The following is a 15,779-nucleotide window of genomic DNA, read 5'->3' on the forward strand; positions in this document are numbered from 1 at the left end:
CGGTGCTCGGGCTGAAAATCCTCGGTTGCGAAACGGATGATGGTGTTCGTGGCTTGCTCCCCCCAGATGAGCCATGTCCCCGCGGCTTATTGTTCGGTTGCGCGAAACCCAAGATGGACGAGCGGATAGGGCCGTCCCTGCCCGTCGAGGTCGGAGCGTCCCGTCGGCTTGAAACCGAGCCGGCGATAAAAGCCCATGGCCTGTGTATTCCGTTCGTTGACATCGGTGGTCAGCGCGGGGTGTGCGGCAAGCGCTGCCTGCACGAGCGCCTTGCCGATGCCTCTGCCGTGATAATCCGGATCGATGAAAAGCGCTTCCATGTGCCCTTCATGCAAAAACATGAACCCGAGAGGCTTATCCGACGCATCGACGGCGAGCATCAAAGCGGCCTCGGGAAGAAAAGCCGTCACTTCTTCCTCGATTGCGGCGCGATCCGCTCTGTGAAGAAAATCATGGGTAGCGTCTACGGCCTTACGCCATATTTCAAGGATGCGGGCCGTGTCGCGAGCGTTGGCGGGACGAAATGTGATCATGCCTCACCCTTAGCAATTGCGGCGTTTTTGCGCCATGGGTCTTTTCGCAAGGCGTTTTCCCATTCGCTAAATCCCCGCAGCCAAACGCCGCAGTCTTATCCCGCATATTTCTTCGATCTCCGGTGCCTGACGTTTTTCTCGAAAAAAGTCCTTGCAAAAGGGTCCGATAAAAAAATAGATAAAAATAAGTTCTATCTATTTATTTGAAGGAAAGATCGTCGGATGAATCAGATTATCACGGAAATTGAACAAAATCAGGCGCAGATTCCGTCAATCAAAGCGGATCCTTCACTCGAAGAAGCAAAAATTATCTATAATTTACCATTTAATGACCTCCTGTTCCGGGCACAGCAGGTGCACCGTCGCCATTTCGATGCCAACGCCATCCAGATGAGCCGGCTTTTATCGATCAAGACCGGCGGCTGCCCGGAGGATTGTGGTTATTGCAGCCAGTCCGCCCGCAATCCAACAGGTCTGAAGGCTTCCAAACTCATGGAGGTGGAGCGAGTGCTGGCGGAGGCGCGCAAGGCGAAAGAGGGCGGGGCGACGCGCTATTGCATGGGGGCGGCGTGGCGCAACCCTAAGGAGCGCGACATGGAGGCGGTGGTGGCCATGGTCGAAGGCGTCAAGGCGCTCGGCATGGAAACCTGCATGACGCTCGGCATGCTGACGCCGGAACAATCCGAACGTCTCGCTCACGCCGGGCTAGATTACTACAATCACAATGTCGATACGTCGGAGCGGTTCTATTCGGAGATCATCACAACCCGCACCTTCGAAGATCGGCTGGAAACGCTTGCCAATGTTCGTGATGCCGGCATGAAGGTCTGCGCCGGCGGCATTCTCGGCATGGGAGAAACGGTCGAGGACCGTATTTCCATGCTGGTAACCCTTGCTAATCTGCCGGTTCCGCCGGAAAGCGTGCCGATCAACATGCTGATCCCGATCCCCGGCTCGAAGCTTGCCAAGGCCGCTCCGGTTGATCCGATCGACTTCGTCCGCACCATTGCGCTTGCGCGCATCCTCATGCCCCGTTCGCATGTGAGGCTTTCCGCCGGACGTACCGAAATGAGTGATGAGATGCAGGCGCTCTGTTTTCTGGCCGGGGCGAATTCCATCTTCGTCGGCGAGACGCTGCTGACGGCGGATAATCCGGGGGAAGATCACGATACGGCGCTGTTCCGGCGGCTGGGCCTGAAGCCGATGGCGTTGCAAACGGCGGAAGCGGGAGAGACCCGGTGAATTCGTCGGCGCTCTCCGCCTATGAGCTGAAGCTTGCCGGTCTGCACCGCAAGTCGCGCCTGCGGGCGCTAGCGCCCCGGCAGGGTATCGACTTCACCTCCAACGACTATCTCGGGCTTGCCGATGCACCCCGGCTGAAGGCGGCGATCACTGACGCAATCGAGAGGGGCGTGCCTGTGGGTGCAGGTGGTTCGCGGCTGCTTCGTGGCAACCATCCCGAACATGAGGCGCTTGAAACGGAGGCGGCGGTATTTTTCGGCGCTGAGAGGGCGATCTATTTCGGTAGCGGATTTGCCGCCAATGTCGCACTTTTTTCCGCACTGCCGCTGCGGGACGACCTCGTTCTCTACGATGCGCTGATCCATGCCAGCGTGCATGACGGCATTGCCGCCGGCAAGGCGAAGGCGGTCGCTGTGCCGCATAATCAGGTTGAGGCATTCGAACGGGAAATAAACCGATGGCGGCAGGCGGGCGGCAAAGGTCGCCCGTGGATCGCGGTGGAGAGCCTCTATTCCATGGATGGTGACCGGGCGCCGGTTGCGGCCCTTGCCGACCTCGCCGGGCGACATGGCGGCTTTCTCGTCGTCGATGAGGCGCATGCCACCGGCGTGTTCGGGCCGGGCGGGCGCGGCCTGGCCGCTGAACTGGAAGGTCGGGGTAATGTCGTGGCGCTGCACACCTGCGGCAAGGCGCTTGGTCTTTCCGGCGCGCTTATCAGTCTGCCTGCGGTTCTTGCCGATTACCTTACTAACCGCGCCCGCGGTTTCATCTATTCGACCGCGCCGTCACCGCTGATGGCGGCGGCTGTGCGGGAGGCCTTGCGGATCGTCGCCGACGAGCCCTGGCGGCGCATCCGTCTGGAAGAACTGATAAATTTGGCCAGCGAACAATTACGATCCCGGCTGGGCGTGACGCCCGGCGGCTCGCAGATATTGCCGGTGATGATTGGTGACAATGCGCGTGCACTGAAGATCGCCACGCGTATGCGAGACGGCGGCTTCGACGTGCGCGCTATCCGCCCGCCAACGGTGCCGGAAGGCACGGCACGCCTGCGCATAGCCATCACGCTCAATGTCGAGGAAAGCCAGATCGCCGATATGGTCGGGCTGCTCGCCCTCGCCATGGAGGAGGAACGATGAGCCTTCGTTTCATCGTCTCGGGCACCGATACGGGTATCGGTAAGACGGTTTTTTCTGCGGCGCTTACTCACGCATTGCAAGCCCATTACTGGAAGCCGGTGCAATCCGGGCTCGAGGAAGAGACCGACAGCGAGGTGGTGGAGCGGATGGGTGGCGTGCCGCGCACGCGCATCCTGCCGGAGGCCTATCGCCTGAAAATGCCGGCCTCACCGCATCTTTCGGCCCGCCTCGACAATGTCACGATCGAGCCCGAGCTTTTGCTGCCGCCGGAAACGGATGGGCCGCTGGTGATCGAAGGGGCGGGCGGCCTGCTGGTGCCGCTGACCGACACATTGCTGTTTGTCGATATTTTCGCCCGCTGGCGAATTCCGCTGATCCTGTGCGCCAGAACCTCACTCGGCACCATCAACCACACGCTGCTGTCGCTCGAGGCGCTGCGGCTGAGAGCCATTCCGGTGCACGGCGTGGTCTTCATCGGTGATGAGAACCGGGAAAATCAGCGCATTATCGCCGATATCGGCCGAGTTCGCTCGCTTGGCCGCTTGCCTCGCATACCGGAGATGACTGCCGAGGCGCTGCACCACGCATTCGCTCAACAATTCGATCTCGCTGATTTCCTGGAGGTGCCGGCATGAGCCGTTCCCGCGTCTGGCATCCTTTCACCCAGCACGGGCTGGAACCGCCGATGAAACGCATCGTCTCGGCGGAGGGCTCCTATCTGGTCGATGAGGATGGCCAGCGGTTGTTCGATGCAATTTCATCCTGGTGGGTCATCACTCACGGCCACCGGCACCCGGCAATCATGTCCGCCATCCGCGCAGCGATCGAGACCTTCGACCAGATCATTTTCGCCGAGTTTTCGCACGAGCCGGCCGAAACGCTGGCCAAAGGGCTGATCGAACTCGCGCCTGCCGGCTTGGAACATGTGTTTTATTCCGATAGCGGTTCGACCTCGGTGGAAGTGGCGCTGAAAATGGCGCTCGGTTATTTTCACAATTGCGGTGAAAAGCGAGATCGCATCGTGGTCATGGAGCACGGCTACCACGGTGATACGATCGGCGCCATGTCGACGGGCGAACGCGGCGTGTTCAATGCTGCGTATGAACCACTGCTATTCGGCGTCGACCGGCTTGCTTTTCCAGAAGCGGATTGTGAGCAGGAGACGCTCGACATGTTCGAGAGCTTTTGTCGTTCGGGCCGAGTCGCCGCCTTGCTGATCGAGCCGCTTATTCTCGGTGCCGGTGGCATGAAGATTTACCGAGCGGAGGTGCTCGCCGGACTGAAACAAATTGCCGAACGCTACGGTTGCCTTGTCATCGCCGACGAGGTGATGACGGGCTGGGGCCGGACAGGAACCATGTTCGCCTGCGAGCAGGCGGGAGTTTCACCGGATATTCTGTGCACCTCCAAGGGGCTGACCGGCGGCTCCCTGCCGTTGGCAGCGACCTTGTGCAGTGGCGAAATCTTCGACGCGCACTTCTCGACCGATCGCCGCAAGACCTTTTTCCATTCGAGTTCCTACACCGCCAATCCGATTGCCTGCGCTGCCGCTGTCGCCAATCTGCAGGTTTGGCGCGATGAGCCAGTGGTGCAGCGCATCGGTCAACTGCAAGAAGTGCTGCGCGACAATCTCGGGCGATTTGCGGATGACAGGCGCTTCACCAACATACGCCAGATTGGAGCGATCGCAGCGCTTGACCTCGTCGTGCCCTCCGGCGGTTATCTCGCGGAGGCGGGGCCACGCATGCGGCAATTGTTCCGCGAGCGCGGGCTCATCATCCGCCCGCTCGGCAATGTGCTCTATCTGATGCCGCCCTATTGTTCGACGGCGCAAGACCTCACCCGTGCCTTTGACGCCATGGACGAAGTCGCCTCGATCGTGACTGAAGCCGCTCTGGGAGAACCCGGCGCGGCCGCGATCAAAAACCGTCTCCGAAAGGCCTGACAATGCAGACCCGTTCTTCCCGCATGGCTGGCTTCGGGCATGCCGTGCCAGTGCGATGTGTCCGCAACGCGGAGATTGAGACGCGTCTTGGGCTGGAGGCTGGCTGGATAGAGCGTCGGACGGGGATCCGCACACGTTATTGGGCGCAAGAGGGCGAGACGCTAAGCGGCCTTGCCGAAAAGGCCGGCCGCATGGCACTGGAAAACGCGAGAATTGGCGCCGAGGATATCGCACTGACATTGCTTGCGACGTCCACGCCAGACCATCTTTTGCCGCCTTCGGCCCCGCTGCTTGCGCACCGGTTGGGCCTCACACAATCCGGGGCGATCGATCTTGCCGGGGCCTGTTCCGGTTTTCTCTATGCGCTCACTCTTGCGGATGGTTTTGTCCGCACGCACGGCCGCGCGGTGCTTGTTGTTGCCGCCAATATCTTAAGCCGTCGTATCAATCCGGCGGAAAGGGCAACTGCGGTTCTGTTCGCCGATGCTGCCGGCGCCGTCGTGCTTGTCCCCTGCCGGGATGCGCAGCGCGGCCTTTTGTCTGCCGATCTCGTTTCGGATGGGAGCGGTTACGACCTGATCCAGATCGCGGCGGGCGGCAGCAGCCAGCCTTTTTCCATTGATACAGAGGCTGAAGATACCCTGATGACGATGCGGGACGGCCGCGAGGTCTTTTCCCGTGCCGTCGCAACAATGACGCAGACCTCACAGCGCGCTCTGCAACGCGCAGAAATGACGGCCACCGATATCCAGCGGTTCGTGCCGCATCAGGCCAATGCCCGCATGTTCGATGCCGTCTGCGGCAATATCGGCATCGACCGGCAAAAGACGGTACGTACAGTCGAAACCTTCGGCAACTCTTCTGCCGCCACTATTCCGCTTTCGCTTTCCGTTTCCAATGCTGAGCGGCCCATCGCGGAGGGTGAAACGCTGTTATTGACGGCGGCAGGGGCGGGGATGACTGGGGGGGCGGTGGTGTATCGAGGCTAGGCCAGCTGGATACGGAAATGTCTGAGTCGGATCGAGCCGCGCGTACAACGTCGGCAGATATAGGCAGAGCGCGGTGATGCAGCTCAAGTGCTCGAAACAGTTTGATTTTGTTTGGAGAAATTTGGCTGGGGAACCTGGACTCGAACCAAGATTAACGGAGTCAGAGTCCGTCGTTCTACCATTGAACTATTCCCCAAAAGCCTGAAGCGGGTTACCGCGTTCGCTTTGGTGGGTCGTCATATAGATGATTTCTTGCGAGGCGCAAGTCGAAAAAATCGAAAAATGCGTTTTCGTCGCTCTTTTGCGTCTGTCTCCTGCGTCAGAGCCGCGCACGGGTGGAGCGTGGGGTGGAGAGCAGAAGGCTGGTCTCGCTGCCGGTAATGCCAGGGACAAGGCGGATACGGCGGAGCACCGCGTCGAAATCGCTGAGAGTGGCGGCGTTAAGTTCTACGATCAGGTCCCAGCGGCCGTTCGTGCTGTGAATTTCGGATATTTCCGGGAAACCGCCGAGCGTGCGGATGACGCGGTCCGTCACATGGCCTTCAATCTCGATCATCATGATGCCGCGGATCGCCGCCTCCACCGCATCGGCACGCAGGATGACGGTGTAACCGATTATAGTGCCGTCATTTTCCATTTTTTCGATGCGTGAGCGTACCGTTGCGCGCGAGGTTTCCGTCTCGATCGCCAGATCAGAAATGCTGCGTCTGCCGTTATGCCTCAAAAGGGTCACGAGCCGTTCGTCGAGATCATCCATTGGTATCCATTCTGATAAATAGATTTGACCAAATCGATAGCCTATTTCGATAATATTGCCAATATTCGATGTTCATTCCGCCATGTCTGTGTGGTTTAGTGAGGTTATCGGTTTATAAAAGCGAGGGCTCAAATGGATATCAGGCTGATCGGTGCGCCGTTGCAAATCGGAGCCGGGCAATTGGGGTGTGAGATGGGGCCGAGTGCGTATCGCATCGCCGGTCTCACGCGGGCGCTCGAAGATTTGGGCCATCGGGTGGTGGATACCGGCAATGTGACGCCGGCGCCGCTGAGGGAGTTTAACCACCCCAATCCGGCGGTGCATCATCTCGCTGAGACGGTGGCCTGGACCGAGGCGCTGACGGAGGCCGCCTATCGAGAAAGTGCTGGCGCCGTGCCGATCTTTCTTGGCGGCGACCACGCAATTTCCGCGGGCACCGTCGCCGGCATGGCGCGGCGGGTGGCGGAGAGTGGCCGGCCGTTTTTCGTGCTCTGGCTCGATGCCCATACCGATTACCACACGCTTGAAACGACGCGCAGCGGCAACCTGCATGGCACGCCGGTCGCCTATTTCAGTGGTCGCGACGGATTTTCGGGTTACTTTCCGCCGCTCTCCCATGCGGTTCCTGAGGAAAATATCGGCATGATCGGCATCCGCAGCGTCGATCCAGCCGAGAGAGCCGCACTGGAAGACAGCGGCATCACCGTTCACGACATGCGCTCGATAGACGAACATGGTGTCGCGGTTCTGCTGCGCGCATTCCTTGCGCGGGTGCAGGCGGCAAACGGCCTGTTGCATGTCAGTCTCGATGTCGATTTCCTGGAACCGTCTATCGCGCCTGCGGTCGGCACCACGGTTCCGGGTGGGGCGACGTTCCGTGAGGCGCATCTGGTGATGGAGATGCTGCATGATAGCGGGCTTGTGTGCAGTCTCGATCTCGTGGAGCTTAACCCGTTTCTCGATGAGCGCGGCAGGACGGCGACGCTGATGGTCGACCTGGCTGCCAGCCTGATGGGCAAGCGGGTTATGGACCGCCCGACGCGGGCCGGCTGAGGGGGATGATGCAATGACGATTATACCGAACCTTAATATCGTACCTTTCGTCAGCGTCGATCATATGATGAAACTCGTGCTGCGCGTGGGGATCGATACGTTTCTGCGCGAGCTGGCCGACGTGGTGGAAGAGGATTTCCGCCGCTGGGAAAGTTTCGACAAGACGCCACGCATCGCATCGCATTCCCAAGAGGGCGTCATCGAGCTGATGCCGACCAGTGATGGAACGCTGTATGGCTTCAAATATGTGAACGGCCATCCGAAAAACATGAAGGAGGGCCGCCAGACGGTGACCGCCTTTGGGGTGCTTTCCGATGTCGGCAACGGCTATCCGCTGCTCCTGACCGAAATGACCATTCTGACGGCGCTGCGCACCGCTGCTACTTCGGCTGTCGCTGCAAAACACCTAGCCCGCAAAAATGCCCGCTCGATGGCCATCATCGGCAATGGCGCGCAGAGCGAGTTCCAGGCGCGGGCCTTCAAGGCCATTCTCGGCATCGACACGGTGCGGCTTTTCGATATCGACCGGACCGCCAGCGAAAAATGCGCCCGCAATCTTGCCGGGCAGGGCTTTACCATCGAAATTTGCGATAGTGCGCAGGGCGCGGTGGAAGGTGCTGATATCATCACCACCGTCACGGCTGACAAGCAATATGCGACGATCCTGACCGACAACATGGTTGGTCCTGGCATTCACATCAATGCCGTCGGCGGCGATTGTCCTGGCAAGACGGAACTGCACCGGGACATTCTGCTGCGGTCGGACATTTTTGTCGAATACCCGCCGCAGACCCGCATCGAAGGTGAAATCCAGCAATTGCCAGCGGACTACCCTGTCACAGAACTATGGCAGGTCATTGCCGGTCAAAAGCAGGGACGGGTAAACGACAGGCAGATCACGCTGTTCGACAGCGTTGGTTTCGCGACCGAGGATTTTTCGGCGCTGCGTTATGTGCGCTCGAAACTGGCCGCCACCGGGCTTTATACGGAACTGGATCTGCTGGCCGATCCGGATGAGCCGCGCGACCTGTTTGGAATGCTGTTGCGCTGCGAGGCGGCTCTCGCCTGAGAGGACGTTCAACCGGAATGACGTCAGCCAGCCCGCCTGCGTTCCCTGCGGGCAACGGCATGTTCCCGCCAGATGGTGAAGAGACCGGCGGCGATCACGATTGCAGCACCCAGAACCATGTTGGATGTCACGACCTCGCCATAGATGGTGACGCCGATGATGGAGACGAGCACGAGCTGGTAATAGGAAAACGGCTGCACGGAGGCCGCATCCGCCAGCTCGAATGCCTTGATCAGGCAATAATGGCCGCTCATGCCGGTAATGCACAGCGCCAGCATCCAGCCCCAATCCTGGGGTGCGAGGCTAACCCAATAAAACGGACCCACCAGCGTCAGTGCTGCCGCACCGGCCACGCCGGTATAAAAGAAGCTCGTCATCGCTGAATCGCTCTTGCTGCCAAGGCGGGTCAGGACGCTGTAGAGCGCAAGCATGAAGGCGGCGATGAAAGTGATCAGCAGGCGGTTGTCGAACCCTTCGCCATCAGGTTTCAGAATGACGAGAACGCCGATGAAGCCGACAAAAATGGCGCACCAGCGCCGCCAGCCCACATGTTCGCCAAGCAACGGCACGGACAGTGCGGCGACGATCAGCGGCGCCGAAGCGAGGATGGAGTGGCTGTGCGCCAGCCCGACAACGGCGAAGGAGAAAATGGAAAAAACAATCTGCACGGCAAGAAGGACGCCGCGGCTGATCTGCAGCCACGGACGGTTTGCCATGACAGCGCCCCGAATGCCGCCAGAGGACCTTGCAGCCATCAACAAAACGAAGACGGCGAAGGCCCAGTATCGAAGCATTGCGACGAAGACGGGCGGATAAGAACTGCCAAGATGTTTGGATATGCCATCCTGCGCTGCAAAGATCGTGAATGCTATGAGCGCATAAAGATAACCGGTCTTGGGTGATGGCATAAATAAACCACTGTCCGGCTGTTGCCGGCAAAAAGAGGATTCGGCGTGAATAAGGTGAATAGCAGCCATATGGTCTGGCCGTATCTTGTCAGACAACCTTATTTTCCGAATAGCTGCCATGCAAGTCCGAAGACTGCCTCTGCCCGGTCAAGTTCACGGGTGGCGCCTATGCTGGCGAAAGCTTTGCGAATAGCTGTTTTCCTGTCCGCCATGCGTTAACGCACCGCGGACAGGATGTCGGTTACGGAGTGATTTCTGCGTCGATCAGCCGATCATCACGGCCGCCTTCGAGGTGACGGATTTCAGCGCAGCGTCGGCCAGTTTCAATGCGATCAGCCCATCCTTGATGGAGGGTGACGGAGCCACATTGTTTTCGATGCAATCGATGAAAGCGGTAATTTCCGCCGCGTAGGCCGCCGTATAACGCGTCATGAAGAAATCATGCAGCGGCGGGCGGGTGTAGCCCTCAGCATTGGCGATCTCGATGGAGACCGGCCGCTGGTTCTCGGCCGCAGCCGAACCGAGCGAACCATGCACTTCGATACGCTGGTCATACCCATAGGTCGCGCGTCGCGAATTCGAAATGCTGGCTTGCCTGCCGCTTTTCGTCGTCAGAATGATGCTGGCGCTATCGAAATCGCCGAGTGCACCGATCTCCGGATTGACGAGAACGGAACCGGTGGCGAATACGCTTTCCACTTCCTCGCCGAGCAGGAACCGCGCCATGTCGAAATCATGAATAGTCATGTCACGGAAAATGCCGCCGGAAACCTTGATGTATTCGGCTGGCGGCGGGCCGGGATCGCGGCTGGTGATGGTCACCATTTCGACCTTGCCGATGCGGCCATCCTCGATTGCCTTGTGCGCGGCCTGAAAATGCGGATCGAAACGCCGGTTGAAACCGAGCATCACCTTTGCACCGGTTTCCTCAACCACCTTGGCGCAGGCTTCCGCACGGGCCACATCCAGATCGACGGGTTTTTCGCAGAAGATGGCCTTGCCGGCACGGGCGAAACGCTCGATCAGATCGGCATGGGTGTTGGTCGGCGTGCAGATGATGACGGCGTCGATCGTCTTGTCAGCCAGAACCTCGTCGATTGTGCTGACCTTGCACTGCGCTTCGCGGGCGATTGCTTCCGCAGCACCGGCAACGGCGTCCACAACGGCCACCAGCTTCGCACGGCTGTCGGTGGTGATCGCCTTGGCGTGGACCTTGCCGATCCGTCCAGCGCCGAGCAGTGCCAATTTCGTAACCATCTTTCCTCCGGTTCCTCACACCCGTCTTCCACTCCCGGAAAGACAGAATATGAACGCAAACAATGTTTCGATATGGAATATATGTTCTATTTTGCTAGATCGACATCGGAGGCGTGTCAAGCGTTTTGACGACGGGCAGGGCAGCCGAAATGATCTCTTCGGGAGGTTGCGCAGCACGGGTGAGCGCTGCGTTGAGAAAGCGTTGAAACGGGAACAAAGTCCCCACCGGCAGTCAGTTGACAGAGGGTGCGACGACCTCCTGTTGGGGAAGCGCATAAACCTCGACCGGGGTTTCAAGGCCGCGCAGAAGCCATGGGCCGAGATTGTCCAGCTTATCCTCGTGTCCGGCCATACGGACAAATTCTTCGGAAAACAGGACGTTGCGGCCGGTTTCCTTGGTCAGGGTTTCAAGCCGTGATGCGATGTTTACGGCCGGACCGATGACGGTAAAATCGAGGCGGGTTTTCGAGCCGATATTGCCATACATGACATCGCCGACATGGACGCCGATGCCGTAACCCAGAGGGTCATGGCCTTTCTGGCAATTGATGTCGTTGAGGGCAACGAGACTTTTCTGTGCGCTGGCAATGGCTTTCAGCAGGTTTTCACAAGCCTGCGGATCGCTGAGCGGGAAAATCGCCAGCAGCCCATCGCCCATGAATTTCAGGATTTCACCACCGAATTCCTCGATCGGATCGCACATCGCGTCGAAATAACCGTTCAGCAACTCGATCACATCATCGCGCGGCCAGAGGTCGGAAATATGGGTGAAGTTGCGCAGGTCGCAGATCAGGATCGCCGCGCCGACCGTTATGCCGCTGCCGCGCGTCGTTGCACCATTGAGGATTTTTTCGCCCGCATGCGGCCCGACATAGGTCTCCAGCAGGGTGCGCGTCATGCGGTTTTTCAGGCGAATTTCGCTGACCAGCGCGAGCGCCGGTAGCAGGTTTTTCAACGCAAGGACTTCCGCTTCCAAAAAGCCACCGGGCCGATCGCTGGAAAAAGTGGCGACATGGCGCTTGCCGAACGTATGCTCGATCGGCCAGGCGAAATAATCCGTCAGCCCGTCGGCGCGCAATTCCTCATAGATCGGATAAGCGGATGGCTCGATTTCGTCGCCGGTCAGCCGGTGGCGGATTTCGGTTGCGCCCTGATGGATGTCGTTGATGGGACTGTTCAGATATTCGGGCGAGCTCTCCGCCCCATAGCCATAGGTGGTGATCTCGGCCGACGATATGCCGGCCTTCCACAGGATGCGCGCGCCAAGCCATTGCGGGTGACGAATGCGGAAGGCAAGTGCGCCCCGCGCTATGGAAATTCCACTCTCGCGCAACCTGCTACACAGCTCGAAGAATATCTCATCGATAAAGCGCTCGTCCTTCGTGCCGGTGACGAGCCAGTCGAGAATTTCCGTTTTCTCCGTTGGCCACAATTCATCCAATGCTGAAGAAACCCGTTCTTCGGTGTTAAGGCTGAGTGTCATGGCAGGATTCCGGAAATTATTGGTGCTCTCGCGCAGGCGGGCCACATGGCGAACATGTCCCGTGCGGACATCATGTGGTGCCGGATAACGGAAATGTTAAGAGAGCGGAGCGGAAAATGTTCCGGAGAGACTTGTAGCGTTCAAACCGTTACGCGCGCCGCCCGGATGTTGCGTGAACATCGTCCCCGGCGGCGCTGAGATTTGGTTCGGATCGTTGTGAACGATTAGATAACGGTTTCGACTGGAATATGCAGGGCGGCGGCAACGCGCCTGATGCGCAGAGGATCGCTGTCTGAGCCGTCTTCCAGGGCGCGGATTTCATTGGCCGTCAGGCCGCAGGTGATGGCAAGTTGATCGACCGTATATCCGGCGAGATTGCGCGCCATCAGGACTTTTCGGGCGAAAGGAGCATCTGTTTCTTGATCGGAATCGAGTTGTGAGACTGAAATTGTCATTTTTTGCATCTCCCTCATGGTGGACACTTTAATGCGGATGGCAAAGAAAGGTTGCCGGAGCCGAATGCGACCGCGTTACCGGAGAAAAATCGTGTTGCAACGCAGCGAGAACATAGCCGCTTCATCCACCTACGCAATAGTTAAATTTTGTTAAGATTCGTGATCGCAGGATTCCTGCGGGATTCACCGCAGGAACAAGGGGTTGAGAAAAATACTATTTTTCCGGGGTTTAGGCGGATGAAGACTGGCGGCTTGTGCTACAGCATGCCCCAGGCACGGAAGCGGCCGCGGCCCGTAACCTCCCTCAACTCCAGTTGATTGGCGAGCCCTATCGCGCCCTGCGGCGTGGTGCCGAGTTCCCTGACTATCATGGCCGCCGAAACCACCGGCCGGGAGACGACAAGCTCCACCAGCTCTGGAAGACGCGAAGACGAGCGTCGGCCGGCCAGCTTGCGCATCATGCGTTCTCTGGCGTGGGTCAGCCTGTCATGTTCCTTCATGCTGGCCAGCGCCGCCTCGTAAAAGCTGTCGAGAAGGGCGACTAGGCGTTGCGTCTGGTTTCTGGCGTGCCGGCGCTCGCGCGGGACGGCACGAAGCCCAGCGCTGAGCGCCGGCAGGTGGTCGGGAGAGACAGCCCCGTCGCGCAGAAAAGCGGCGGCCATGAGCCTGCCGAGCCAGGGGCTGCGTTGCAGAACCTCGATCATATTCCAGGCATCCAGCAGGATTGCGGTGCGCAGGATCGGGGGCAACTCCTCCGTCTGGCCAAGGACCTGCCGCCATTCCTTCAGCCTTTCCTCCTCGTCCCAGTCGGGATCGTTGATCATCGGATGGGCCTCTTCCCGATGTGTCACCGGCGCAAGGGTGGTGCCGGCGGTGATCGCGTCCAAGGTCGCGGCGCTTCGCGCCAGAAGTGCGTCCAGCTCGGAAAAGGCCCCGTCCAGCGGTGTCTCGCCGTCTGCATCAGACTCTTCGTTGCCGGAATGATCCACCGTTTCCGGGGTAAATGCCGTCGCGTCGGCGGCAATTCCCATTCTTCCGCGCAGACGGGAAAGGCCTGGTGCAGTGAAGGCCCAGCCTGGCGCGTTTGAAAAAATCAGCCGCCTTGAGCGGACGATCCGGTGCGCCGCCGTCATTTCATGGGTTGGCGCCCGCACATCCATATGGGCGTCATGCAGGACCAGATCTTCCATATGGACGAGTTCGCCATCCACCCACATGGAGGAAATCGCGTCGGTAAAGTCCTGCCTTTCGATGAAGCCGTGTTTCATCGGCGACCGGCTTATCCTCTCGTCCAGTCGTGCCAGCGCTTCACCGGCGCGCGCGGCTGGGATGAGAAGCTTTTCGATATGGATGTCCGATGTATCGTAAATCATTGATATTTTTTAGTTTGAGCACGGCCGGGTGACAAGGCGTATTAGAATGGTCCGACGCGGAAGATGGCGAGTAGACGCTGCCATTGCCATGCTGCGATGCGGCGTAAACTTGCGCATTGCAATATGGCGGGTATATACCCCCTCCGAGAGCGACAAATTATCACACCTTCCGTTCGCCCTTCCACCTCCAGGCGAGATGAATTGGAGTTTACCTTGAATATTATGGCAAATGGTCCCGCTACGGCACCGGATCAGAAAACCCGTTTGAAATCCATTATCGGCGGATCGGCGGGCAACCTCGTCGAATGGTACGACTGGTACGTTTATTCGGCCTTCACCCTTTATTTCGCGCCGGTGTTTTTCCCTTCCGGAAACCAGACCGCTGAATTGCTGAGCGCGGCCGCCGTTTTTGCCGTCGGATTTCTGATGCGGCCCATCGGTGCTTGGTTCATGGGAACCTATGCCGACCGCAAGGGCCGCAAGGCCGGCCTGACCTTGTCCGTTACCTTGATGTGCCTCGGCTCGCTGTTGATCGCAATTACACCCGGCCATGAGACGATCGGCATTGCAGCGCCTGCCATTCTGGTGTTTGCCCGCCTGCTGCAGGGCATCAGTGTCGGCGGTGAATATGGCGCCAGCGCGACCTATCTCAGCGAAATGGCCGGCAAGAATCGTCGCGGCTTTTTCTCCAGTTTCCAGTATGTAACGCTGATTTCAGGCCAGCTTCTGGCGCTGGCGGTGTTGCTGGTTCTGCAGCGGGTTCTGACACCCGAGCAGCTCGGCGCTTGGGGCTGGCGCATTCCCTTCTTCATCGGTGGCGTTCTTGCAATTGCGGTGTTTTACATCCGTCGCGGCCTTGCCGAGACGCAGTCCTTTGAAAATGCCAAGGCGGGCAACGCGGACAAGCCGAAATCGAGCGGATGGGCGCTGTTCAAGCATTATCCGCGGGAAGCGATGATGGTCATGGCGCTGACATCAGGCGGCACGCTCGCCTTTTACGCCTACACAACCTATCTGCAGAAATTCCTCGTCAATACCTCCGGCTTCAGCAAGGAAAGCGCGACCGAAATCACCACGGCAGCCCTCTTCGTCTTCATGCTGTGCCAGCCGATTGCCGGTGCGCTGTCGGACAAGGTGGGTCGCAAGCCGCTGATGGTCGGCTTCGGCATTCTTGGAACGCTGTTCACCTATCTCATCTTCACGACGCTGGCGACGACAACCGACCCGATCATGGCTTTCGCTCTCGTTCTGGTCGGCCTGTTGATCGTCACCGGCTACACTTCCATCAATGCGGTGGTGAAGGCGGAAATGTTCCCCGCCCACATCCGGGCGCTCGGTGTGGCTCTGCCCTACGCGCTGGCGAACACGATTTTCGGTGGAACGGCAGAATTCGTAGCCTTGAAGTTCAAGCAGATCGGCCACGAAAACTGGTTCTTCTGGTACGTTACAATCATGATTGCGCTGTCGCTGGTGGTTTATGTGAAGATGCGCGATACGCGCGACCATAGCCATATTCACGAGGATTGAGCGGCCACAATTATACCAGCGAAAGCCCCGCCCCTGGCGGGGCTTTTTG

At 59.0% G+C, this 15,779-nt stretch carries 15 protein-coding genes and 1 tRNA gene; 8 read left to right on the forward strand and 8 right to left on the reverse strand.

Annotated elements, in window-relative coordinates; genetic code table 11:
• Positions 1–86 precede the first annotated feature (86 nt).
• Positions 87–533: an acetyltransferase gene (locus tag ACQZ5Y_RS22845; RefSeq protein ID WP_174060197.1), complete on the reverse strand. Its 447-nt coding sequence runs from the start codon at positions 531–533 to the stop codon at positions 87–89.
• A 222-nt stretch (positions 534–755) separates the two neighbouring features.
• Here ACQZ5Y_RS22845 and bioB point away from each other — a divergent pair, with 222 nt between their 5' ends.
• Genes bioB through ACQZ5Y_RS22870 form a run of 5 tightly spaced genes read left to right on the forward strand, consistent with a single transcriptional unit; the run spans position 756 to position 5,848 of the window.
• On the forward strand, positions 756–1,775 hold the full coding sequence (gene bioB / locus ACQZ5Y_RS22850) for a biotin synthase BioB (RefSeq protein ID WP_065688784.1): 1,020 nt from the start codon (positions 756–758) through the stop codon (positions 1,773–1,775).
• Positions 1,772–2,914 (forward strand): 8-amino-7-oxononanoate synthase, encoded by a 1,143-nt coding sequence (locus ACQZ5Y_RS22855; RefSeq protein WP_149910714.1) that lies wholly within the window; start codon positions 1,772–1,774, stop codon positions 2,912–2,914. Before bioB ends, ACQZ5Y_RS22855 begins: the two co-directional genes overlap by 4 nt.
• The gene (bioD, locus tag ACQZ5Y_RS22860) at positions 2,911–3,549 is read left to right on the forward strand and encodes a dethiobiotin synthase (RefSeq protein ID WP_004431604.1); all 639 of its coding nucleotides are present in this window, start codon (positions 2,911–2,913) and stop codon (positions 3,547–3,549) included. The genes ACQZ5Y_RS22855 and bioD overlap by 4 nt, the downstream gene beginning before the upstream one ends.
• Positions 3,546–4,859, forward strand: coding sequence for an adenosylmethionine--8-amino-7-oxononanoate transaminase (locus ACQZ5Y_RS22865; protein ID WP_174060198.1), 1,314 nt, complete (start codon positions 3,546–3,548; stop codon positions 4,857–4,859). The genes bioD and ACQZ5Y_RS22865 overlap by 4 nt, the downstream gene beginning before the upstream one ends.
• Positions 4,860–4,861: 2 nt before the next feature.
• Complete coding sequence (locus ACQZ5Y_RS22870; RefSeq protein WP_174060199.1) at positions 4,862–5,848, forward strand: beta-ketoacyl-ACP synthase III; 987 nt, start codon at positions 4,862–4,864, stop codon at positions 5,846–5,848.
• A 122-nt stretch (positions 5,849–5,970) separates the two neighbouring features.
• On the opposite strand, the gene ACQZ5Y_RS22875 is transcribed toward ACQZ5Y_RS22870, so the two are convergent.
• Both ACQZ5Y_RS22875 and ACQZ5Y_RS22880 read right to left on the reverse strand, forming a co-directional pair.
• Positions 5,971–6,044: transfer RNA gene (locus ACQZ5Y_RS22875), tRNA-Gln, on the reverse strand.
• Positions 6,045–6,167: 123 nt separating this feature from the next.
• A complete protein-coding gene (locus tag ACQZ5Y_RS22880; protein WP_004431612.1) occupies positions 6,168–6,605 on the reverse strand; it encodes an Lrp/AsnC family transcriptional regulator in 438 nt (145 codons plus the stop codon).
• A 132-nt stretch (positions 6,606–6,737) separates the two neighbouring features.
• On the opposite strand from ACQZ5Y_RS22880, the gene rocF reads away from it, so the two are divergent.
• Together rocF and ACQZ5Y_RS22890 are read left to right on the forward strand one after the other, a co-directional pair.
• The gene (gene rocF, locus ACQZ5Y_RS22885; RefSeq protein WP_174060200.1) at positions 6,738–7,658 is read left to right on the forward strand and encodes an arginase; all 921 of its coding nucleotides are present in this window, start codon (positions 6,738–6,740) and stop codon (positions 7,656–7,658) included.
• Between the two features lie 13 nt (positions 7,659–7,671).
• Positions 7,672–8,727: an ornithine cyclodeaminase gene (locus ACQZ5Y_RS22890; RefSeq protein WP_065688790.1), complete on the forward strand. Its 1,056-nt coding sequence runs from the start codon at positions 7,672–7,674 to the stop codon at positions 8,725–8,727.
• 23 nt (positions 8,728–8,750) lie between these two features.
• On the opposite strand, the gene ACQZ5Y_RS22895 is transcribed toward ACQZ5Y_RS22890, so the two are convergent.
• From ACQZ5Y_RS22895 to ACQZ5Y_RS22915, 5 genes are all read right to left on the reverse strand, one after another.
• Complete coding sequence (locus ACQZ5Y_RS22895) at positions 8,751–9,635, reverse strand: DMT family transporter (protein WP_174060201.1); 885 nt, start codon at positions 9,633–9,635, stop codon at positions 8,751–8,753.
• Positions 9,636–9,899: 264 nt separating this feature from the next.
• Positions 9,900–10,892: an inositol 2-dehydrogenase gene (iolG, locus tag ACQZ5Y_RS22900; protein ID WP_174060202.1), complete on the reverse strand. Its 993-nt coding sequence runs from the start codon at positions 10,890–10,892 to the stop codon at positions 9,900–9,902.
• A gap of 232 nt (positions 10,893–11,124) precedes the next feature.
• Positions 11,125–12,375, reverse strand: a complete 1,251-nt coding sequence (locus ACQZ5Y_RS22905; RefSeq protein ID WP_174060203.1) for an adenylate/guanylate cyclase domain-containing protein — start codon at positions 12,373–12,375, stop codon at positions 11,125–11,127.
• Between the two features lie 224 nt (positions 12,376–12,599).
• Positions 12,600–12,830, reverse strand: coding sequence for a helix-turn-helix domain-containing protein (locus ACQZ5Y_RS22910; RefSeq protein WP_004431634.1), 231 nt, complete (start codon positions 12,828–12,830; stop codon positions 12,600–12,602).
• 257 nt (positions 12,831–13,087) lie between these two features.
• Positions 13,088–14,203 (reverse strand): RHE_PE00001 family protein, encoded by a 1,116-nt coding sequence (locus ACQZ5Y_RS22915; RefSeq protein ID WP_174060204.1) that lies wholly within the window; start codon positions 14,201–14,203, stop codon positions 13,088–13,090.
• Between the two features lie 222 nt (positions 14,204–14,425).
• Between ACQZ5Y_RS22915 and ACQZ5Y_RS22920 the strand changes: the two genes are divergently transcribed.
• Positions 14,426–15,730, forward strand: a complete 1,305-nt coding sequence (locus tag ACQZ5Y_RS22920) for an MFS transporter (RefSeq protein WP_004431639.1) — start codon at positions 14,426–14,428, stop codon at positions 15,728–15,730.
• The last annotated feature ends 49 nt before the right edge of the window (positions 15,731–15,779 follow it).

The organism is Agrobacterium sp. A3-95, from assembly GCF_053521785.1.